Origin of the sequence: Bradyrhizobium embrapense, assembly GCF_001189235.2 — a bacterium.
Lineage (GTDB): Bacteria > Pseudomonadota > Alphaproteobacteria > Rhizobiales > Xanthobacteraceae > Bradyrhizobium > Bradyrhizobium embrapense.
In genome coordinates, this window is sequence record NZ_LFIP02000004.1 from 13,513 (window position 1) to 34,702 (window position 21,190).

General features: G+C 64.5%; 22 protein-coding genes. 7 read left to right on the top strand and 15 right to left on the bottom strand.

The genetic code is table 11. The annotated features are described in order from the left end of the window. Window positions 1–22 precede the first annotated feature (22 nt). The gene (locus tag AKN83_RS18930; protein ID WP_050406645.1) at window positions 23–1,219 is read right to left on the bottom strand and encodes an acetylornithine transaminase; all 1,197 of its coding nucleotides are present in this window, start codon (window positions 1,217–1,219) and stop codon (window positions 23–25) included. 238 nt (window positions 1,220–1,457) lie between these two features. Continuing rightward, window positions 1,458–2,783 carry a 30S ribosomal protein S12 methylthiotransferase RimO gene (gene rimO, locus AKN83_RS18935; protein WP_050406646.1) on the bottom strand — a complete coding sequence of 442 codons (1,326 nt, stop codon included), beginning with the start codon at window positions 2,781–2,783 and terminating at the stop codon, window positions 1,458–1,460. A gap of 119 nt (window positions 2,784–2,902) precedes the next feature. Here rimO and AKN83_RS18940 point away from each other — a divergent pair, with 119 nt between their 5' ends. The 3 genes from AKN83_RS18940 to AKN83_RS39765 all read left to right on the top strand — a co-directional run bounded on the left by AKN83_RS18940 (window position 2,903) and on the right by AKN83_RS39765 (window position 5,048). Beyond that, window positions 2,903–3,493 (top strand): ANTAR domain-containing response regulator, encoded by a 591-nt coding sequence (locus AKN83_RS18940; RefSeq protein ID WP_028332037.1) that lies wholly within the window; start codon window positions 2,903–2,905, stop codon window positions 3,491–3,493. Next, on the top strand, window positions 3,490–4,647 hold the full coding sequence (locus AKN83_RS18945) for a CmpA/NrtA family ABC transporter substrate-binding protein (protein ID WP_050406647.1): 1,158 nt from the start codon (window positions 3,490–3,492) through the stop codon (window positions 4,645–4,647). The genes AKN83_RS18940 and AKN83_RS18945 overlap by 4 nt, the downstream gene beginning before the upstream one ends. A gap of 248 nt (window positions 4,648–4,895) precedes the next feature. Beyond that, a complete protein-coding gene (locus AKN83_RS39765) occupies window positions 4,896–5,048 on the top strand; it encodes a hypothetical protein (RefSeq protein WP_172803580.1) in 153 nt (50 codons plus the stop codon). 74 nt (window positions 5,049–5,122) lie between these two features. Here AKN83_RS39765 and AKN83_RS18950 read toward each other — a convergent pair whose 3' ends face one another. From AKN83_RS18950 to pxpB, 4 genes are all read right to left on the bottom strand, one after another. Continuing rightward, window positions 5,123–5,545, bottom strand: a complete 423-nt coding sequence (locus AKN83_RS18950) for a hypothetical protein (protein ID WP_050406648.1) — start codon at window positions 5,543–5,545, stop codon at window positions 5,123–5,125. A 150-nt stretch (window positions 5,546–5,695) separates the two neighbouring features. Continuing rightward, window positions 5,696–6,469, bottom strand: a complete 774-nt coding sequence (locus AKN83_RS18955) for a LamB/YcsF family protein (protein ID WP_050406649.1) — start codon at window positions 6,467–6,469, stop codon at window positions 5,696–5,698. Window positions 6,470–6,500: 31 nt separating this feature from the next. Next, entirely contained in the window at window positions 6,501–7,535 is a 1,035-nt protein-coding gene (locus tag AKN83_RS18960; protein ID WP_050406650.1) for a 5-oxoprolinase subunit C family protein, read from the bottom strand. Then, window positions 7,532–8,263, bottom strand: a complete 732-nt coding sequence (pxpB, locus tag AKN83_RS18965; protein WP_050406651.1) for a 5-oxoprolinase subunit PxpB — start codon at window positions 8,261–8,263, stop codon at window positions 7,532–7,534. Before pxpB ends, AKN83_RS18960 begins: the two co-directional genes overlap by 4 nt. 212 nt (window positions 8,264–8,475) lie before the next feature. Here pxpB and AKN83_RS18970 point away from each other — a divergent pair, with 212 nt between their 5' ends. Together AKN83_RS18970 and AKN83_RS18975 are read left to right on the top strand one after the other, a co-directional pair. Beyond that, window positions 8,476–9,174, top strand: a complete 699-nt coding sequence (locus AKN83_RS18970; RefSeq protein ID WP_050406652.1) for a ribonuclease activity regulator RraA — start codon at window positions 8,476–8,478, stop codon at window positions 9,172–9,174. Window positions 9,175–9,197: 23 nt separating this feature from the next. Beyond that, window positions 9,198–9,602 (top strand): (R)-mandelonitrile lyase, encoded by a 405-nt coding sequence (locus AKN83_RS18975; RefSeq protein ID WP_050406653.1) that lies wholly within the window; start codon window positions 9,198–9,200, stop codon window positions 9,600–9,602. 76 nt (window positions 9,603–9,678) lie between these two features. Here AKN83_RS18975 and AKN83_RS18980 read toward each other — a convergent pair whose 3' ends face one another. Beyond that, window positions 9,679–10,413 (bottom strand): DUF2147 domain-containing protein, encoded by a 735-nt coding sequence (locus AKN83_RS18980; RefSeq protein ID WP_050406654.1) that lies wholly within the window; start codon window positions 10,411–10,413, stop codon window positions 9,679–9,681. 187 nt (window positions 10,414–10,600) lie between these two features. Continuing rightward, on the bottom strand, window positions 10,601–11,374 hold the full coding sequence (locus AKN83_RS18985) for a transporter substrate-binding domain-containing protein (protein ID WP_050406655.1): 774 nt from the start codon (window positions 11,372–11,374) through the stop codon (window positions 10,601–10,603). 86 nt (window positions 11,375–11,460) lie between these two features. On the opposite strand from AKN83_RS18985, the gene AKN83_RS18990 reads away from it, so the two are divergent. Then, on the top strand, window positions 11,461–11,985 hold the full coding sequence (locus tag AKN83_RS18990; protein WP_050406656.1) for a DUF1993 domain-containing protein: 525 nt from the start codon (window positions 11,461–11,463) through the stop codon (window positions 11,983–11,985). A 96-nt stretch (window positions 11,986–12,081) separates the two neighbouring features. Here AKN83_RS18990 and AKN83_RS18995 read toward each other — a convergent pair whose 3' ends face one another. The 7 genes from AKN83_RS18995 to AKN83_RS19025 all read right to left on the bottom strand — a co-directional run bounded on the left by AKN83_RS18995 (window position 12,082) and on the right by AKN83_RS19025 (window position 19,768). Next, on the bottom strand, window positions 12,082–12,735 hold the full coding sequence (locus tag AKN83_RS18995; RefSeq protein ID WP_050406657.1) for a hypothetical protein: 654 nt from the start codon (window positions 12,733–12,735) through the stop codon (window positions 12,082–12,084). An 80-nt stretch (window positions 12,736–12,815) separates the two neighbouring features. Continuing rightward, window positions 12,816–14,240: an amidase gene (locus tag AKN83_RS19000; protein ID WP_050406658.1), complete on the bottom strand. Its 1,425-nt coding sequence runs from the start codon at window positions 14,238–14,240 to the stop codon at window positions 12,816–12,818. Between the two features lie 69 nt (window positions 14,241–14,309). Next, window positions 14,310–15,299 (bottom strand): hydroxyacid dehydrogenase, encoded by a 990-nt coding sequence (locus tag AKN83_RS19005; RefSeq protein WP_050406659.1) that lies wholly within the window; start codon window positions 15,297–15,299, stop codon window positions 14,310–14,312. A gap of 29 nt (window positions 15,300–15,328) precedes the next feature. After that, a complete protein-coding gene (locus tag AKN83_RS19010) occupies window positions 15,329–16,429 on the bottom strand; it encodes an ABC transporter ATP-binding protein (RefSeq protein WP_050406660.1) in 1,101 nt (366 codons plus the stop codon). A gap of 31 nt (window positions 16,430–16,460) precedes the next feature. Further along, entirely contained in the window at window positions 16,461–17,372 is a 912-nt protein-coding gene (locus tag AKN83_RS19015) for a carbohydrate ABC transporter permease (RefSeq protein WP_050406661.1), read from the bottom strand. Then, complete coding sequence (locus AKN83_RS19020) at window positions 17,372–18,310, bottom strand: carbohydrate ABC transporter permease (protein WP_050406662.1); 939 nt, start codon at window positions 18,308–18,310, stop codon at window positions 17,372–17,374. Before AKN83_RS19020 ends, AKN83_RS19015 begins: the two co-directional genes overlap by 1 nt. A 117-nt stretch (window positions 18,311–18,427) precedes the next feature. After that, the gene (locus AKN83_RS19025; RefSeq protein ID WP_050406663.1) at window positions 18,428–19,768 is read right to left on the bottom strand and encodes an ABC transporter substrate-binding protein; all 1,341 of its coding nucleotides are present in this window, start codon (window positions 19,766–19,768) and stop codon (window positions 18,428–18,430) included. 455 nt (window positions 19,769–20,223) lie between these two features. On the opposite strand from AKN83_RS19025, the gene AKN83_RS19030 reads away from it, so the two are divergent. After that, on the top strand, window positions 20,224–20,991 hold the full coding sequence (locus AKN83_RS19030) for a Spy/CpxP family protein refolding chaperone (protein WP_050406664.1): 768 nt from the start codon (window positions 20,224–20,226) through the stop codon (window positions 20,989–20,991). The last annotated feature ends 199 nt before the right edge of the window (window positions 20,992–21,190 follow it).

Consider the following 21,190-nt stretch of genomic DNA (forward strand, 5'->3'; position numbering starts at 1 on the left):
GCAATGACGGGCGCAGCGGTCGTTACGCCACCCGCCGCGCCGCGCCGACCTTCGTCAGCACTCCATCCAGACAATCGATCATCGCCGATATCTCCTCCCGCGTGACGTTGAGCGCTGGCATGAAGCGCAGCGTGTCCGGTTGGGGCGAATTGACCAGCACGCCGGCCGCGAACGCCTCGGCGACGACGGCCGCGCCGATCGGCATCTTGAGATCGAGCGCGAGCAGCAGGCCACGGCCCCTGATCTCACCGAGCCCGTGCCGCGCCGACAGCCGCTGCAATTCGCGCTCGAGCAGCAGGCCGGCGTCGACGACCGATTTCAGGAAGTCGGGCCGGCTGATCTGATCGAGCACGACAAGCCCCGCGGCGCACATCAGGGGATTGCCGTTGAAGGTGCCGCCCTGATCGCCGTGATCGAAGCACGAGGCATGTTCGGTCGCGAGCAGCGCTGCGAGCGGCACGCCGCCGCCGATGCCCTTGCCGAGCGTCATGATGTCGGGCGCGATTCCGGCGTGCTGATAGCCGAACAGCTTTCCGGTCCGGCCGATGCCGGTCTGGATCTCGTCGACGATCAGGAGCAGGCCACGCTGCTGGGTCAGCGCCCGCAACTCTTGCAGGAACGCGTCGGTCGCCGGCCACACGCCGGCTTCGCCCTGGATCGGCTCCAGCATGACCGCGACCGTCGACGACGAAATCAACTTCCGCACCGACTCGATATCGTTGAGCCTGGCTTTCCGAAAGCCCGAGACCTTCGGCTCGAACAGCGGCTCGAACGCCTTCTTGCCCGAGGCCGACATGGTCGCGAGCGTGCGGCCGTGAAAGGCGCCTTCGAAGGTGATGATCTCGTGCGCGCCACCCTTGTACTTGGCGCCATATTTCCGTGCGAGCTTGATCGCGCCCTCATTGGCCTCCGCGCCGGAATTGGCGAAGAACACCTGATCGAAGCAACTGCTGTCGACCAGCGCCTTGGCCAGCTTCAGGCTCTGCTCGTTGTAGAACGCCGGGCTCGGCGTGAGCAGCCGCCTGGCCTGCGCGGCCAGCGCGTCGGCCACGATGACCGGCGAGTGGCCGAGCGGATTGACGGCCCAGCCCTGCACGAAATCGAGATAGCGGTTGCGGTTGCTGTCCCACAAATACGAGCCCGCGCCGCGCACGAACACGACCTCGGGGCGGGCGGTGATGTCCATCAGCGCATCGAACGGATGGGCGGCGTTGGTCATATCGATCTCCTCTGGGGTTGGTGTGGGGATGATGGTCAGGCCGAAAAGCAAGAAGGCCGCGCTTTGCGGGCGCGGCCTTCTCGAAAACCTTGGCTGATTTTAGCTAATCAGCGATGGCGTCGGACACGGCGCAGCCCAGCATCGTCGCGGGTGCGACGACGGTTAATGGCGCGGCGGTGGGTCCGGTTCAGCTTCATGGCGCAGGCCCATACAGCCGAACGCCAGATCGTGTCAAGCGTCAGAATCCGGCGACACTGCCGTGCAGATCGTATTGGTCGGAGCGCTCGATCTTCGCGGTGACGATCTCGCCGACCTTCAGCGGGCGGCGGCTGGTGAGATAGACCGCGCCGTCGATCTCTGGCGCATCGGCCTTTGACCGGCCCTTGGCGACCGTCGGGCCGATCTCGTCGATGATCACCTGCTGGCGGGTACCGACCTTGCGCTTCAGGCGCCGCGCCGAAATCTTCTGCTGCCGCGCCATCAGCGCATTCCAGCGCTCCTGCTTGACCTCGTCGGGCACGGCGTTTGGAATCGCGTTCGACGTCGCGCCAGCGACCGGCTCGTATTTGAAGCAGCCGAGACGGTCGATCCCGGCCTCGTCGAGCCAGTCGAGCAGATAAGCGAAATCGGAATCGGTCTCGCCGGGGAAGCCGACGATGAAGGTCGAGCGCAGCGTCAGCTCCGGGCATTGCTCGCGCCACTTCTGGATCCGCGCCAGCGTCTTCTCCTGGGCGGCCGGGCGCTTCATCGCGCGCAGCACGTCGGGGCTCGCATGCTGGAAGGGGATGTCGAGATAGGGCAGCACCTTGCCCTCGGTCATCAAGCCGATGACCTCGTCGACATGCGGGTAGGGGTAGACGTATTGCAGCCGGACCCAGGCGCCGAGCTCGCCGAGCTCCTTAGCGAGATCGTAGAATTTCGCGCGCACGGCGCGATCCTGCCACGGGCTTTCGGCGTATTTCAGATCGACGCCATAGGCCGAGGTGTCCTGCGAGATGACGAGCAATTCCTTGACGCCGGCCTTCACCAGCTTCTCGGCTTCGCGCAGCACGTCATTGGCCGGCCGCGACACCAGATCGCCGCGCAGCTTCGGGATGATGCAGAAGCTGCAGCGGTTGTTGCAGCCTTCGGAAATCTTCAAGTAAGCGTAGTGGCGCGGCGTCAGCTTGACGCCCTGCGGCGGCACCAGGTCGATGTGCGGATTGTGCGCCGGCGGCAGCGCGCGGTGCACGGCGTCCAGCACGCTCTCATATTGCTGCGGGCCTGATATCGAGAGCACGCCGGGATAGGCGCTCGCGATCTGCTCGGGCTCGGCGCCCATGCAGCCGGTGACGATGACCTTGCCGTTCTCGGCCATGGCCTCGCCGATCGCGGCGAGCGATTCCTGCTTGGCGCTGTCGAGGAAGCCGCAGGTGTTGACGATGACGATGTCGGCGCCGTCATGCTTGCGCGCCAGCTCATAGCCCTCAGCGCGCAGCCGGGTGATGATGCGCTCGGAATCGACCAGCGCCTTGGGGCAACCCAAGGACACAAAGCTCACTTTCGGCGCGGCGGCCTCTTGCATATCTTCCCAAATCTGCCTGATTGACGGGCAGGAGCTAGTCCCAATTGCCGAGAATTACAACCCTTTCCCGGGCCGTTCGGCATGATATGGATGCGTCTGCCGGGCTTTAAGAGTGGTCGATGAGCGCTGAGTCGTCTCCCAAGATCGTCATAGTCGACGAGAGCCCGATCCGTGCGGCCATCCTGGAGGAGGGGCTGCGGGAGGCCGGCTATACGGACGTTGTCCATATCAGCGAGATGCAGAGCCTGCTGTCTCGGATCTATGCGCTCGATCCCGAGATCATCGTCATCGATCTCGAGAACCCGAGCCGCGACGTGCTGGAACAAATGTTCCAGGTCAGCCGGGCGGTGCGCCGACCGATTGCGATGTTCGTCGACCAGAGCGACGCCGCCTCGATCCAGGCCTCGGTCGAAGCCGGCGTCTCCGCCTACATCGTCGACGGCCTCAAGAAGGAGCGGATGAAGCCGATCCTCGATCTCTGCGTCTCCCGCTTCAATGCCTTCGCCAAGCTGCAGGACGAGCTCGACCGCACCAAGCATGCGCTGGAAGAGCGCAAGGTGATCGACCGCGCCAAGGGCATCCTGATGAAGGTGAAGGGGCTGACCGAGGAAGAGGCCTACGTGCTGATGCGCTCGACCGCCATGCGCGAGAAGAAGAAGATCGGCGAGATCGCGCAATCGATCCTGACGGCGTCGGAGCTGCTGAAATGACCACATCCCTGCGCATCGGGTTCATTCCGCTGGTGGACGCCGCCGCTCTGATTGTCGCGGTCGACAAGGGGTTCGCGGCGACTGAGGGCCTCGACGTCACGCTGCTGCGCGAAGTGTCGTGGTCGAATGTCCGCGACAAGCTCAATATCGGCCTGTTCGACGCGGCCCATCTGCTGGCGCCGGTGGCCATAGCCTCGAGTCTTGGGCTCGGCCACGTCAGGGTGCCGATCGCGGCGCCCTTCAATCTCGGGCTCAACGGCAATGCCATCACCGTGTCGCCGGCGCTGCGTGCCGCGCTGATGGAGGAGATCGACGGCGACCGCTTCGATCCGATGGCGACCGCGCAAGCGCTCGCGCGCGTGGTTGCAAAACGGCGGAAGAGCGGGGCCGAGCCGCTGACCTTCGGCATGACCTTCCCGTTCTCGACCCACAATTATCAATTGCGGTTCTGGATGGCCGCCGGCGGCGTCGATCCGGACGAGGACGTCCAGCTCGTGGTGCTGCCGCCGCCCTACATGGTGGACAGTCTCGCCAACGGCCTTGTCGATGCGTTCTGCGTCGGCGCGCCCTGGAATTCGATCGCGGTCGATCTCGGCGTCGGCCACATCCTGCATTTCGTCTCCGACATTTTGCTGAGCGCGGTAGAGAAGGTGCTGGCGGTGCGCCAGAACTGGTCGGAGAAGCATCCCGACATCGTGGCGGCGCTGGTGCGCGCGCATCTGCGCGCCGCTGACTTCATCGAGCAGCCCGGCAACAGGGCCGAGGTGGCGCAGATCCTGGCGCAGCCCGAGCGGCTCGGCGTCGACGCCAGCGTCATCCAGCGGACGCTCGACGGTCGGCTGAAGATTTCGCCCGACGGCACCATGCGCGAAAGCGGTCGCTACCTGCTGGTCGGGCGCGAGGCGGCCGCGCGGCCGGACCCGGGGCAGGCGGCCTGGCTCTACGCGCAGATGGTTCGCTGGGGCCAGACGCCGTACCGGCCGGAGGCGCTGAAGGCTGCCATGGCGGTGTTCAGGCCCGACCTCTACGACACCGCGTCCGGGCGATCGGCCGATGCCTCCAGCGCGATCGGCGCGTTCGCCGGTCCGCCGTTCGATCCGAACGATGTTCCCGGCCATCTGGCGGCCTTCAAGATCGGGCGCTGGAAACCCTGAACGGGCCAGCGTCTCACTCCGGCTACTGTGCATGGGGTTGTTTTCGAGTTTTTCGGTTTACGGGGCGGGTGCGGGTTCCCGGCGCCTCGAATTGCAGCGAATAAGTTTCTCGGGCGAGCCCGCGGGAAAGAATATTCCTCTGGGAACCCGGTTCACCGCGGCGACGGCGTCGCTATTTTTTCGACCCGCTTGAACTGGCTCGCGAACGATATTCCATATGCCCGAGAATGGGGCGTTGGAGATCGACCATGCGCGAGCTATCGGCGGAAGCCCGCCTGCACTTTTACGCGCGACACGTTTCAAGGAAGTCCGGGACCGGAATTCACACTGCGGCGCTTTACAGCGCCTTTGCGGTGATCGCGGCCATCGTGTTCGGCACGCTTTCCGTCCACCCGTTCTGAGGCCCTGAGAGAACTGCAAAGCCGCCGTCTGATGTCCTCAGGCGGCGGCTTTGTGCTGTCGGGATGCTGACGGCTCAGTAGCCGTAGCCGCGACCATACCCGTAGCCGTAGCCGTAGCCACCGCCGCAGGTGCTGCAGGTCTGCTGGACCGGCGCGTAGTAGGAATAGCCCGGCGACACCATCTCGGTGCGCTCTTGCGTCGCGTATTGCGGCGCGATGCGCTCATAGGCGACGCCCTCGGGCGCAACCATCACGGTCTTCGGCACCATCACGGTACGATACTGCGCCGGCGTGCGATGCGCGATGACGCGGCCCGGCGATACCATCACGGTCTCCTGCACGGTGCGATATTGCGGCGGCACGGTCTGCACCTGATAGCAGGTCGTGCAGGGCTGCGGCGGCGGCGTATAGCAGCTGTAGCAGCTGGCAGAGGCGGCACTGGTGAAGGCGGCCGTGGCCACCGCAGCAATTGCGAGGGAGAGGCTGGTGCGGAACATGCTTTCGTACCCAATTTTCCTGAGAGGACAATCAAAGGCTCGGAAGCTGCACCTAGCAATCAAAACGGCAAGTTTGGGTTTAAGAAGACTCTTAACGGAATCTAAAGGGCCGGCGCTGTGGCCGTCCCTCGTGATCGATACGTTCGTGGCTCAGTGCGCGGTCTTGAACGGCGCGACCGTGATGCCGGCCTTGCTCAGCGCCTCGCGCAGTCCGCGCGCGATCTCGACGGCGCCATGCGTGTCGCCGTGGATGCAGACGGTGTCGGTCTGCATCTTGATCACCTTGCCGGTGACCGAGACGACCGCGCCATCCTGCACCATCCGCACCACGCGTTCGGCGATCGCCTTGGGATCGTGCAGCACCGCGCCGGGCTTCTTGCGCGACACCAGATTGCCGTCGTCCTCGTAGGCGCGGTCGGCAAACACTTCATGCGCCATCCGCAGATTGGCGGCTTCACCGGCGCGCACCAGCTTCGAGTTGGCGAGCACCACGAAGACGAGATTGCGGTCGACCGCCTTGATCGCGTTGGCGATCGCGCGTGCGGTCATGTCGTCCTCGCAGGCGACGTTGGAGATCGCGCCGTGTGCCTTCACATGGGTGACCTTATGGCCGGCCGCGGTTGCGATCGCCTGCAAAGCCCCGATCTGATAGGCGATCAGGTTCTCGATCTCGGAGGATGTCAGCCCTGGCATCGGGCGGCGGCCGAAACCATGCAGGTCGCGATAGCCAGGGTGGGCGCCGACGCTGACGCCGCGCGCCTTCGCGAGCTCGACCGTCTTGCGCATGATGTCGGCGTCGCCGGCATGGAAGCCGCAGGCGACGTTGACCGAGGTCGCAAGCTCGATCATCGCGGCATCATTGCCCATCTCCCAGGGTCCAAAACTTTCGCCGAGATCGCAATTGAGGTCGATGGTTGAGGTCATGACGATCGATCCGTCCGTTGTTCGCAGTGATTCAGGGTAACGCAACTTGCCAGGTCGACACATCGACGGCGCTGACGGCCTGACCCGCGACATTCGCATCCCGCAGCGCCTCGATGTTGAGACCGAAATCGTCGATGCCGCGGAGGCGATCGGGCAGGGAGTGCAGCAGCGCGTGGAACTTGACCGCCTCGGCCTGCGCTTCCGCCATCGACACGGCCTTGAAGCGGAACGGCCGGCCGGCGGAGATCTGCGCGAAGCGGCCGAGATCGGCCGTGATGACTGTCGCGATCTTTGGATAGCCACCGCTGGTGCCGCGGTCCGGCATCAGCACGATCGGCTGGCCGTTGCCGGGCACCTGGATGCTGCCGTTGACGGTGCCGTCGGAGACGATGTTATGGCCGTCGCGGTGTTTGATGACAGCCCCTTCAAGCCGGTAGCCCATGCGGTCGCTGGTGGCCGAGATTGTCCACTCGCTGTCGAGGAACAGCTGCTTGTTTTCCTCGCTGAACTCGTCGTCCTGCGGGCCGAACACGACGCGGATCGGCGCATCGCTGGCTATCGGCAATTCGATGCGGCGCTCGGCGGCGCCGCTCGCGGCTTTCGTCGTCAGCTCGTCGCCGCTTTGCAGCGGCCGAGGGTAAGGGCTGCCGAGCCCTGCGCGGGCGTTGACGGCGAGGCTGCCGAACATCGGCTCGCCTTCGATGCCGTGCTCGATCGCGAGATAGCTGAACGAGCCGCCGCGCGCAAAACCGAGATTGAGCGTCTCACCTTCGGCGAGCGTTGCCGAACTGTCGAAGGCGACCGGCCGGCCGCCGATATCGGCATTGCGCGATGCGCCGGCGAGCCCGACGCGGACCGCGCCACCGCGCGCGGTGAAGCTGGCGCCGAACGGGCCGATCTCGACCACGGCAGCGAACGGCTCGTTGCCGACCAGCGCATTGGCGGCCGCGAGCGACAACCGGTCCATCGCGCCGCTCGGCGTCAGGCCATAGCGCTGCGAGCCCGGACGTCCGCCGTCCTGCACCGAACTGGCCGGGCCGATCGAGGCGACGACGAGCTTGCTCATGGCGTCACCAGTTCTGCGACGAATTCGCCGGCTTCGGCGGCGCGGTCCTGTTCGGCAAAGGTCTTGGCATCCACCGCCGTGAAGGTGACGGCATCGCCCGGCTCCAGCAGGAAGGTCGGATCGCGATGCAATTGGTAGGTTCGCACCGGGGTGCGGCCGAGCAGGTGCCAGCCGCTCGGGCCGGCCAGGCACTGCACGCCGGTCTGAATGCCGCCGATCGAGATGGTGCCGGCAGGGGTCAGGAGCCGCGGGTCCTTGCGCCTCGACATATGCAGGAACTTGTCGAGCCCGCTGAGATAGGACCAGCCGGGCGTGAAGCCGATCATGGCGACGCGATAGTCGCCGGCGGCGTGGCGTGCGACGATGTCATCGGGCGTGGTCTGCAGTGCCTTCGCCACATCCTCGAGATCGATGCCATGCTCGCCGCCATAGGTGACGGGAACGCGCCAGCGCCGCGCGCCGGTTTCGCTTGGCGGCGCCTTGGCGGCGCGCGCCAGCAGTTGCTCGCCCAGCGCATCGAAGCCGATCTGCACGGGATCGTAATGCACCAGCAGCGAGCGGTAGGTCGGCACGGTCTCGCTGATGCCGGAGATCGGCTCGGCCGCAATCACACGGTCGAGCGCGAGCACCCGCCGGTTGGCGGCGTCATCGATGGTGCGGCTGAATTCCACCGTGATGGCGCTGTCGCCACTCGGCAAAAGGCGGGGAGGACTTAAGGGTTCGGCCATCGGATCAAGCAGACTTTGGTCGCCATCAAGCTAGCGTGTTTCGATTAAAAACGGAATTCGCTTCGTGCAAAATGATGCAGCAACTTCAATAAAGTAATCGGCATGCCGGCGATAAATTTGGATGATCGCAGGTTTTTCGCACGGCCCTTGACGCAGGGCCTTCGCCCGGCAACATGCGCCGGTCTTTTCCTCCATCGGAGCAAGCTTTCCAGATGTCACTGTCCACTGAGGCAATCGCGACGCTGTCGCACGTGTCCACCGCCACCATCACTACGGTCCTGCTCAAGAAGGGCCTGCGCAACATCTGGATGCGCGGCACCAAACCCTTGAAGCCCGGGCAGAAGCGGTTGGTCGGACCGGCCTTCACGCTCCGCTTCGTGCCGGCCCGCGAGGATCTGGCGACGCCGGAATCCTGGTCGTCGCCGATCTCGACCCGTACCGCGATCGAGGCGATGCCGGCAGGCTGCATTGCCGTGGTCGATGCCATGGGCATTACCGATGCCGGCATTTTTGGCGACATCCTGTGCGCCCGCATGGTCAAGCGCGGGGTAACCGCGCTGATCACCGATGGCGTGGTGCGTGACGTCGAGGGCGTGCTCGGCACCGGCCTGCCGGTGTGGTGCGACGGCTACGCCGCGCCGCCGTCGGTTGCAGGGCTGACCTTCGTCGGCTGGGGTGAACCGATCGGCTGCGGCGGCGTTGCCGTGTTTCCGAACGACGTGGTGGTGGCCGACCAGGACGGCGCGGTGCTGATCCCGCAGGCGTTCCTCGACCATGTGCTCGCCGAGGGACCCGAGCAGGAGCGGATGGAAGCCTGGATCGTCAACGAGGTGAACAATGGCGCCCAGCTGCCCGGCCTGTATCCGATGAACGCCGAGACCAAGGCGCGCTACGCCGCATCCAAGAAATAACGTCAAGAGAGGGAGGTAACCCCATGGATATCCACGTTTCGGGCTCGCGGCCGACTCGCCGCGCGCCGAACGAGCATTTCACCGGCAGCGTGCTGCAGGACCCGATCAACATGGCGCCGGCGCCGGCCCGGCTGAATGCCTCGCGCGTGTCGTTTGAGCCGGGTGCCCGCACCGCCTGGCACACCCATCCGCTCGGACAGACGCTGTACGTGATCTCGGGCATCGGTCGCGTGCAGGCCAAGGGTGGCCCGATCCGTGAAATCCGCCCCGGCGACGTCGTCTGGATTCCGCCGAACGAGAAGCACTGGCACGGCGCTTCGCCCGACAACAGCATGACCCATATCGCCATGCAGGAGGCGCTCGATGGCGTATTCTCGACCTGGATGGAGCACGTCACCGACGAGGAGTATAACGGCAAGCTCGGCTGACGGCGTTGCTGGCGAAAACGAAAAGCCCCGCTGATGAAGCGGGGCTTTTTGAGTCCGGGTTGCCGTTTCCCGTCGATCAATTCACCCGCGTCCAGGTCTGTCCGCCGCAGAACATGCCGCCGAACGCGCAGCCTTGGACACGTAGCGTATCGGGGCTTTTCAGCGCGATGGTGGAATCGTAGGTGCTGCCGCTGTTCGGATCGAAGATGCGGCCGCTCCATTTGTCCTTGCCCGGCTTCATGTTGATCAGAACCTGCTCGCCGTTGGCGTTCGATTTCTTGTCGACGGAGTAACCGCAGAGATTGGCGCCGCATTGCTCGATGCGGACCTTGCCTTCCTTCTCTTCGGTCAACCAGACGCCGAGCGGCGAGTTGGCCTGTTGCGCCGAGTTCGCCGCCGGCTTGGGCACAGGCGATGCGGTGCCGACCGTCGGCGCCGGGATTGGATCTGCCGCCGGCGGTGCTGCGTTTTGCTGCACAACTGGCGGCGCCGGCGGTGTGGTCGTTGCCGAAGCCGCCGACTGATCAACGGCAGGCGGAGAAGGTGAGGCAGCGGCTGCGGGTGGCGTGGCAGGCAGGGACGGAGAATCCGTCTTGGCGTCCTTCGGAGCCGTCTCGCGCTTCTGCTCGGCGTCTTTGTGCTTGGCGCGCTTGGTGCTGCGCCCGGTGTTGTCATAGACACCCGGGATCGAAACCGTTCCGCGATCCGGATCGATGCGAATGGTACGGCCGCCGTAATCGAACGTGTATTGCGCCTGCGCTGTCGCCGTGCTCGCCAGCACGAGCGTGGCGATCGCCAGAAGCTTTCTCATCTCGACCTCCAGTGCAGGGAACCCCGTTCGCAAGGCTATCTGGTGGCCGCCTCGCTGAACGTGCCCCAATTCACGGTCAGAAACATGAGTCGTGGCCTCGCGCCCCAGGTTCAAATCACCGGATTGCGATCTGGTTTCAGACCGCGCGTATCAATTTTCATCACGGGTGCAGCAAACCTGGCGCAGGCTATTCAAACCACGCGGCATAGATCTTCGCGTAGCTGCCGTCTTCGCGCGCGATGTGGAGCCACTGGTCGACGAACGCCTTCAAGGCGACGTCGCGCTGCATCCAGTAGGCCTTTTCCGCGAAGTCGAAGGGCTTGTCGGGATGCACGGCGCAAAGCACGCCGGGATGCAGTTTCTGCTGATAGCGCGTCTCGGACGCGTCGGTCATCATCAGGTCGGCATCACCCTTGGCGATCTCGTCGAAGATTTTGGTGTTGTCGTTGAAGACACGGATATCGGCGGCCTTCACATTGGCGCGCGCGAAGCGCTCATTGGTACCGCCAGGATTGACGATGACACGGGTGCCGGGTCTGTCGATCTCGGCAATCGTCTCGAACTTGCCCTTGTCGGCGCAGCGCGCGATCGGCGTCTTGCCCTCGCGCATGATCGGTGTCGAGAACAGGCCCTTCTTCTGCCGGTCGAAGGTGATGGAGACGCCGCCCATCGCGATGTCGAAATTGTCGGCCTCGAAATCCCTGGTCATCTGCGGCCACGACGTCGGCACGAACTCGACTTTGACGCCGAGCGCCTTGCCGAGCGATTGCGCCATGTCGACGTCGAAGCCGCGAAACGCCTTGGTCTCCTTGTCGAGCGCCGTGAAGGGCAAATAGTCGCCGGTTATGCCGACGCGCAGCGTGCCGCGCTTGACGATCTCATCGAGCCGGGACGGCGCCTGCTGCGCATGCGCGGTGGAGAGGAGCAGTGCGAGAGCGAGGCCGGCCAGCGCGCGAAACATCAGACGTCTCCCTCAATTCCGATGACATGTCGTTGCGGACCGTTTAGACCAGATGAGACGATCGGGCCAGCATAGCGGGCGCAACAGTGACCATCTCGCTCCACGAAGCATCCGTCGGCGTCCTTGTGCCGTTTCTGCGCAATCTTTCCGCGCTGCTCGATCATGCCGAGGCCCATGCCGGGGTTCGCAGGATCGATCCGAACGTGCTGCTCGACATGCGGCTTTCACCGAACATGTACCGCCTGCGCCAGCAGGTCGGGGAGGCGAACCGGCATGTCGTGCTGAGCTGCGCGTTGCTTGCGGGGTGCGCGCCGCCGGCCTTGGCCGACACGGCGCCCGGCATCGCGGGGCTGAAGGCGCAGATTGCCGCCGCGATTGATTTTGCGCAGGGCCTGCCGCGGGAGACGATCGACGGCGCCATCGACAAGGATGTCGTGTTCACATTCCGGAGCGGTGCGACCCGACCGTTCATCGGCAAGTCGCTGATCCTGACCTTCAGCGTGCCGCAGTTCTTCTTCCATGTTGCGACGGCCTACGACATCCTGCGCCATGCCGGCGTCGATCTCGCGAAGAAGGACTTTCTGGGACCACCGAGACCGCCACAGGGCTAGTGCGTTTTCGAGCGAAGTGGAGGCCCGTTCGCGTGAAGAAAACGCGTCAAGACAAGAACCTAGAGCTTCGGTTCTGGTCCAATCAGAACCGGGGCTCTAGGCCTCGTTGCGGTCGCTGCGCAGCTGAAGCGCGGCTGCGGTGCGGCTGGCGATCTCGTGCTTGAAATGCTCGAAGCGCTGCCGCGCTTCGGCCTCGCGATCGTCGACGAACTTGATCGCAGCATCTCTGTCCATCGGCCCGTTGACCAGCGGTGTCGAGCCTTCGCCGATGGTCTCGTCGACATAGTATTGGGCGCCGTCCTCGCGCACCGTCCAGCGGAAGCGCAATGCGGCCATCGGGCCGGGGCCGGACTTGGAATAGCCGTTGGCCTCGATCGGTCGGGGCGGCTGGACCGGCTCCGGCTCGCTCGGCTCGGGTTCGCTGAGCTTCGCCTCACTCGGCTCGGACTGTTCGACCGCTAACTCGGATTGATCAAGCGACGGCGGCTCGACTGTCGTCGGCTCGGCAGGCGGGGACTCCACGGCCACCGTCGTGATGGATACTGTCTCGACGGTAATGACCTCGACGGATGATGGCAGAGGCGGCGGCATCGCTATCGAGACAGGCGGCTCTTCGACAGGCGCAGACGCCTTGTCCGCCGTCTTGTCGGACGACCTGGCATGGGACGATTTGGACTTCTCGGGAGGCATCGTCGTCTGATCGAGAATGCTCGCGATGGCGGCGAGCGCATTGTCGGTCGGGTCACTCACGGTTCGGTCTCCCAGGCATGGCGCCGGTGGAATCGTGCCAGCGTCCTTCCTATCTACCTGATCTGACTGCCCTTTGTCAGCTAGGCGCAAACCGGCGGCCGCCGGTCCTTCCAGGGCCGGACCTGCTCGAGCTGGCCGGCCAGACGGAACAGCAGTCCTTCCTCGCCGAGCTTGGCCGCGAACATCATGCCGAGCGGCAGACCGGCCTGGTTCCAGGCCAGCGGCACCGACATCGCCGGCTGGCCGGACATGTTGAACATCGAGGTGCCTGGCATGTAGCGGCGCAGCACCGGCGCGATGTGAGTCAGGTCCTCGGACATCGTGTTCAATTCGCCAATGCGAAGCGGCGGCGCACACAGCGTCGGGCTGAGGAAGACGTCGCAGCCTTCGAAGAAGGTCGCGAGCCCGCGCGAGATCTGGAACGCCGCAAGCTGGGCTGCGACGTAGTCGGCCGGGGTCATCTTGACCGAGTTCTGGCCGCTGGCGAGCGTCAGCCGCTCGACGTCATCGGACGTCAGCGTGCGTCCGACGCGCTGCTCGAGCAGCCGGATGGTCAGCGCCGTGTTGCCGCCGACGATGGTCGTCATAACCGTGGCGGGATCGGCGGCAAGCGGCGGTGCGCGCTCCTCGACATGGTGGCCGAGGCCCGCGAGCAACTTGGCGACGTCGCGGACCGCCGCGGCGATCTCGGGATCGATAGCATCGCCATAGGGCGACTTGTCGGTGAAGCTGATGCGCAGGTGGCCGGGGTCGCGGCCGACCTCCTGGGAAAACGGCCGCTCCGGCGCCGGCGCGACGTAGAGGCTCGATGGCTCCGGACCATGGATCGCATCCATCATGACCGCGCTGTCGCGGACGCTGATGCTCAGCACATGGCCCACGGAGAAGCCGCCCCAGCCCTCGCCGCGATCGGGACCGCAGGGGTTGCGGGCCCGCGTCGGCTTCATGCCGAACACGCCGGAGGCGGAGGCCGGAATCCGGATCGAGCCGCCGCCGTCGCTGGCATGCGCGACGGGCAGGATGCGTGCGGCGACCGCAGCGCCCGCGCCGCCGGACGAGCCGCCGGAGGAATGGTCGAGATTCCAGGGATTGCGGGTCGGGCCGAACAGGCGGGATTCCGTCGTCGGCATCAGACCGAATTCCGGGCTCGCGCTCTTGCCGAAGATCGCAAGACCGGCATCGAGGAAGCGCTGGGCCAGCGTGCCATTGTGGTCGGCGACGAAGTCCTTCAGCAGGCTGGCGCCCGACGTGGTGCGGGTGCCTTCGAGCAGATCGAGATCCTTCAGCAGGAACGGCACGCCGGTGAAGGGGCCGTCGGGCAATCCCTTGGCGATCTGGCGCTCGGCGTAGTCGTAGTGCTTGACCACGACCGCGTTGATGTCAGGATCGACGGCGGCGGTGCGCGCGATCGCCTCGTCGAGCAGTTCCTTTGCCGTCACGTCCTTGTTGCGGACGAGCTCGGCGAGACCGACCGCATCGTAGTTGCCGAATTCCTTGAATGCCATGTGCGTGCTCCGCATCGCCGGGCCGACCTCGCGGGATCGGCCACGGCGCCAACGAGAAAGGCTGAAAGCTCAGCCGAGGACGTCCTGATTGATCACGTTCTGGCGCAGCGGATTGCCGTCCAGCACGCTCAGGATATTGCGCGCGGTCTGCTCGCTCATGCGATCGACAGCCTCGACGGTCACGCCCGCGACATGCGGTGCCATGATCACATTCGGCAGGGCATGCAGAGGCTGGCCGACCGGCGGCGGCTCGACCTCGAACACGTCGAGGCCGGCGCCGGCGAGCTTGCCCGACACCAGCGCGTCGTGCAGCGCCTTCTCGTCCACGATGCCGCCGCGGGCGGTGTTGATGAGATAGGCGGTCGGCTTCATCAGCCTGATCCGCGCGGCGTTGAATAAGCCGACCGTCTCGGGCGATTTCGGGCAGTGGATCGTGACAAAATCCGCCCGCGGCAGCGCAGCCTCCAGGCTCGGCACCGCCTCACAGCCGGCCGCGGTGATCTCGCTGGCGGGCTTGTAGGGATCATAGACCAGCACGTTCATTTCCATCGCGAGGCAGCGCTTGGCGGTGCGGGTGCCGATGCGGCCGAAGCCGACGATCAGGACCGTCTTTCCATAGAGGTCGAACGGCAACCCGCCGAGGCGGCTCGCCCAGGTGCCTTCCTTGACCATGGCGTGCATCTCCTGCGCACGCTTGGCCAGCGTCAGCATCATGAACACGGCGTGCTCGGCGACCGACGGCGAGTTCGCGGTGCCTGCGACCATCAGCGGCACCTTGCGGCGTGACAGTGCCGGCACGTCGACGGCGTCGTAACCGACGCCGATCCGGGTCACCACCAACATGCCCTTGGATGCCTCGAGCTCCGCCTCGCCGAAGCGGGTCGCGCCGAGCGCCACGCCATGGACCGGTGCATGCTGCTCGAGCATCGCCTGGAAGTCCTTGGCCGAGATCAGGTTGGGAAATTCGACGAGTTCTACATCGTCCCGTTCATTGAGGAGGACGCGGGCCCCCTGAGACAGAGTCTGGGTGATGAAAATCTTCTTCTTGTTGGTGGCCATTTCCTGCCCTTGCGGTTTCTTGTGCGCCGTCAAAGGACGGCGCCGGTCACCTCGTTTAGCAAATGCATATTGTTGAGGTCCACAGCCAATCGGAGCGGGCTGCCATCCTGCGCGCCTGCGTTGGGACTGACCCGGCCGCAGAGCTGGGAGCCCTCGAGCGTGAAGTAGACCAGCGTCTCCATGCCCATCGGCTCGGTAACGTCGAGCACCGCGTCGAACGGCTCGACGCCGGGCTCGGCATGCGGCCGGGCCTCCATGACATGCTCGGGCCGGAGGCCCAGCAACAGCTTGTCGGTGCGGGAAATGGCCTGGTAGCGGGCGGCGCGCGTTGGCGGCAGCGGGAAGGCGCGGCGGTCGGTCAGCCGCACGTTGAGCTTGCCGCCGACCTCCTCGAGCCGGCACGGCACGAAGTTCATCGCGGGCGAGCCGATGAAGCTTGCGACGAACCGGGTCGCCGGCTTGTGGTAAAGCTCGTTGGGCGTGCCGATCTGCTCGATCTTGCCGTAGTTCATCACCACCACGCGGTCGGCCAGCGTCATCGCCTCGACCTGGTCATGGGTAACGTAGACAGTCGTGGTGCGGACCTTCTGGTGCACCTTCTTGATCTCGATCCGCATCTGGACGCGCAGCTTGGCATCGAGGTTGGACAGCGGCTCGTCAAACAGGAAAACCTTCGGATTGCGGACGATGGCGCGTCCCATCGCGACACGCTGGCGCTGGCCGCCGGAAAGCTGCTTCGGCTTGCGGTCGATCAGGTCGGTGATGTCGAGCATCCTAGCGGCTTCCGTCACCCGGCTCTTTATCTCGGCCTTGGGGTAGTGCTTCAGCCGCAGCCCGAATGACATGTTCTCGGCGACGGTCATGTGCGGATACAGCGCGTAGTTCTGGAACACCATGGCGATGTCGCGGTCCTTCGGCGGCACGTCGTTGACGACATCGCCGCCGATCATGATGTCGCCGTCGGAGATGTCCTCGAGGCCGGCGATCATCCGCAGCGTCGTCGACTTGCCGCAGCCGCTCGGCCCGACCAGCACCACGAACTCATGGTCGGCGATGTCGAGATCGATGCCGCGCACCGCTTCGACCTCGTCGTAACGTTTAACCACCTTGCGCAAACTGACGTCGGCCATGAATCCTACCCTTGTCCTACCTTTGTCGCGTTCAACCCTTTGTCGCACCGGCGGTCAGGCCGGCAATGTAGTAGTCCATCAAGAAGGCATAGATGATCAGCGGCGGCGCGGCGCCGAGCAGGGCGCCGGTCATGATCTGGCCCCAGTTGAACACGTCGCCCTTGATCAGGGTCGTGATGATGCCGACCGGCAGCACGAGCTGATCGGTCGAGGTGGTGAAGACGAGCGGATAGAGGAACTGCGCCCAGGAGACGGTGAAGGCGAAGATCGTCGCCGCGATCAGGCCGGGCAGGGCGACCGGAATGAAGATTCGGGTCAGGGTCTGGAACCAGCTGGCGCCGTCGATGATCGCGGCCTCGTCGAGCTCCTTCGGGATCGAGGCGAAATAGCCGATCATGATCCAGGTGCAGAACGGCACCGTCAGCGTCGGGTAGATGAACAGCAGCACGTACCAGCGATTGACCAGCTGGATTCCGGTCCAGTCGCCGAACACCGCGAACATCTTGAACAGCGGAATGAACAGCAGGCTGTCGGGAATGAGATAAGTGAGGAACACGCCGGTCGCGAGCGTCGCCGAGCCCCAGAACTTCATCCGCGCCAGCGCAAAGGCCGCCGGCACGCTGATCAGCATCGTGATGGTGACCACGATGATCGAGACCCAGGCCGAGTTCCAGAAGAAGCGCAGGAACTGGTTTGAGGTCAGGAGCTGGATGTAGTTCTCGAATGTCGGATGATAAACCCACCACGGATTGGTCGCCGCCGAGATCTCCGCGCTGCCCTTCAGCGAAGTGATCAGCATGTAGAACGGCGGCACCAGTGAGAAGACCGCAAACAGCGTCAGGAAGAAGTAGGACCAGCGCAGCGCCCAGGTCCGGTCGCGACTCATGCTGCCGTATTTGACCTTGCGGGTCGGCCCCGACTTGTCGATCGTCACCATGCTCATCAGGATTCGTTCCCGCGTTTTGTGATGTCGCGCAGGATGAAGATCGCCGCGATCGCGAGGATCGGCACCATGAACAACGAGACGCTGGCGCCGAGTGGAATGTCGCTACCCTCGATGCCGACCCGGAACGCCCAGGTCGCGAAGATGTGGGTGTGGTCGAGCGGCCCGCCTGCGGTCAGAATGCGCACGATGTCGAAATTGGCGAAAGTCACGATCAGCGAGAACAGCGTCGTGATCGCGATGATGTTGCGCATCATCGGCAGGGTCACGTACCAGATGCGCTGCCACCAATTGGCGCCGTCGATCGCCGCCGCCTCGTAGAGCTGCTCGGGCACCGATTTCAGCGCCGCCAGATACATGATCATAAAGAACGGCGCGCCGTACCACACGTTGACCAGGATCACCGAAAAGCGCGCCCACATCGCGTCGCCGGTCCAAGGGATCGGCCCGAGGCCGAAGAATGACAGCGTGTAGTTGAAGGCGCTGTAGGAGGGGTCGAACAGCCACAGCCAGGCCAATGTGCTCATCGCCGGCGGAATCACCCATGGCACCAGCAGCATGCCGCGCCATTTGCGCTGCTTGTTGGCGGGGACGTTGTGCACGAAATGCGCGACGATGAAACCGATCAGCGCTTTGAAGATCACCGCCGAGATCGCGAAGATGCAGGATTGCTTGACCACCAGCCAAAAGGTGTCGCGCTTGAACAGGAACTCGAAATTGCCGAAACCGACGAACTTCGTCATCGCCTTGTTCAGCGTCGCCAGATGCAGCGAGTAGATCGCCGGATAGATCACCAGGATGGCGATCAGCAGGATCAGCGGCAGCGTCATCAGGAACGCCGACATCGACTTGCGCCGCAAGGCGTTGCGCAGGCCGACGCGCCTTCGCCCTGCCTGGGCCGCAGCGGTGCGGCTGGATTGGAATGCGACATCAACCATGACGCTGGTCCCTCGCGCGGGTTGGTTGCACGGCTCGCCGGTTCGGCGGTTGGGTTACGAGGACGAGACCTCGCGCGGCCGGCACGACCGGCGGCCGCGCGCGAGCTCGTCCGTTCGTCAGCTTCGCATGAAGCCTTCGCACTCGCCCTCGGCCCAGGCGAGCGTCTTCTCCATGCTTTCACCCTGGTAGTAGCGCAGGCACATCTTGGTCAGGGTGGCCTGGAAGTAGATCTGCTGCGCGACCTTTGGCGGCGCAGGCGAGGCCGCGATCGACAGCGTCTGGTGCTTGTAGGGGTTCGGGTAGTGATAGAGCGTGCCCTTCGGCGGCCCTTGCTCCTCCCAGACCTTCAACGTCGTGAGCTTCTCGTAGGCCGGCAAGTCGTATCCGCCGCTCGCCACCACCATCTTCTCGATCGACGCCGGCTGCGACAGGAAGGACAGCAGGCTCTTCGCCGCTTCCTTGTTCTTCGAGAACGACCAGATCGACCAGAAAAACGGCAGATAGGGCGCGAAGCGTCCCTTCGGCCCGGCCGGGAACCCGTGCGTCCAGCATTGCTCCGCGACTTGCGGCGCATCGCGCTTGGCGACCGCCCACGCGCTCGGCGGGTTCATGATCATCGCGCCCTTGCCGGCGACCAGCCACTTGTTGTTGGAGGCATCGTCCCATGCGGCAACGTCGGGCGGCAAGAAGGCCAGAAGCTTCTTGTAGTAGTCGAGCGCCGTGCGCACCGCGTCGGTCTTGACGGTCAAATTTCCCTTGGCGTCGACGAGTTGCGCGCCGAACGATTGGAAGATCGCGCCCGCGGTATCGACACTGTCGCTGGTTTCGCCGAGACCGATGCCGAACGGGAATCCAGCCTTGTGGCAGGCCTCAGCCGCCTTGAGGAACGTATCCAGCGTCCAGTTGTCCGCTTTCGGCGGGCTGCCGGCCGGATACATCTCCTGGACGTCGATGTTGGCGTACTTCTTCATCAGGTCGATGCGCGAGCAGGGACCCTTGATCTGGCTGCCGACGCTGGCGGGAACGCCGAGCCATTTGCCGTCGGCCTGGCCGAGATACTTAACCGTGCCGTTGACTTCGCCGTTCAGCTTGATCAGCGGCTCCATGATGTCGTTGACCGGCTCGAGCAGCTCGGCATTGGACTGTGGCCACCAGGTCGGCATCTGGAAGATATCGTGACCGGATTTGGCCTGCGCCTCGGCGGCGATGGTGACGATGTTCTTGTTGCCCTGGCTGGTGATGTAGTCGAGCTGGACCTCGACCTTTTCCTTGGCGGCCCATTCATTGACGAGTTCGGTGGAGGCGCTGTTCGCTCCCGGCACCCAGTGATCCCAGAAGCCCATCGAGAGCTTGCCGGCTGCGTAGGCGCCGCGGACGTAGGGGGCTGTAATGAGCGCCGCCGATGACAGCGCTGTCGCTGCAACGAATTCCCGGCGCGAAAGCTTCTTCCGTGACATGGCATTCCCTCCCTGGTAGCCGACGGACAAAAGGCTTTTTTGAATCCCGTTGTTGTTTTTGTGCGTCGCGTTCGCGCGACGTCGCGGGATTTCATTCACACCGATCAGAACAGAATTGCCGGCTGCTGTCGAGAAACGAGATGCCTGTGCCAACTAGTACTAACGTTGTGGTCAAATCGCAGGCAGTGTCATCGGCATCACCGTAGTTGCCCGTGGTTTGCCGCGCTTCCGATGATCATGCTGCGACGCACGCGGAGATCGGCGCAGCGACGCTCGCACGCGGACCGGCGTTGAGCCGCAGGTTTCCGGCCGTGCCGGATCGAGCCGTGTTCCGTCATGTTGATGGCGAGCGCGACCGATAGACTTGCCGAAGTCGGAAACGATAAAGTCCGGATTCGTCGAACCTGCCCGCCGAGTCAGTCCTGCAATCCACCACCGATCACGGAGACCCGATCATGCTCATTCCGGTTGCGAAGCTGCGAGCACAATGGAGATTGTGCGCCGCGGTTGGGGCCGCCACCGTCACGCTGCTTGCAGTGCCTCATATGGTCGATGCGCAGATCGTGCAGGGCGTCGAAAATGGCGCGCGCGAAGGCAACAAGGCCGCCGGACCGGTCGGCGGCGTTCTGGGCGGAGCAATCGGCGGCGTCGTCGGAGTGGTGACCGGCGTGACCGGGGTGCTCACCGGCAACAACAACGCCACCCCCAATGCCGGCAACGGCAGGAATGCACAGGCTCCGGCGTCCGGTGACAAACAGGGTGCCAAGGCTGCGAAATCGGCCAAGGCTGGTACCAAAGACACCGCCGCCAAGGACAAGGGCGCAAAGCAAGCGCCGACCGTGCTGACCCAGGCCGGCGCACCGCAGCTCACGGCCGAACAGATCGTCGCCAACAGCGACGCCAACATCGAGCGGATCAAGAAGGAGCTCAACCTGACGCCGGAGCAGGAGAAGAATTGGGCCGGCTTCAACAGTGCGATGCACTATCTCGGGCACAACGGCGCCGACCGTCTCAACCTGCGCATTGCACGGGCGCAGCGCGATCCGCCTGACGATATCATCGAGCAGATGCGCAACGAGGCCCAGTTCCTCAACGACCGCGCCGTCGACCAGCGCAGCGTCGCCGACGCCGCCGAACCGCTCTATGCGAGCCTCGACGACAAGCAGAAACAAATCTTCATCAACGAAATGGTCCGCCTCAGCCACGAACGCGGGCTCGATTGAGGATCCATCGTCGGCGAAGTGGGGACGAATAGCCGGGCCACCAGGCCCTGGGGTAGGTTAAAGGCGCAGCACCCGGCTATTCTGCCGCAGCGGCGCGGCCCGGTTAATTCGTCATTCAATGTTGAAGAAAAACGGACCGGATCACGCCCGAGTGATGGCCGAGTCGGGGCCTTGTCAGGAACCGTTTTGCCGACGTGAA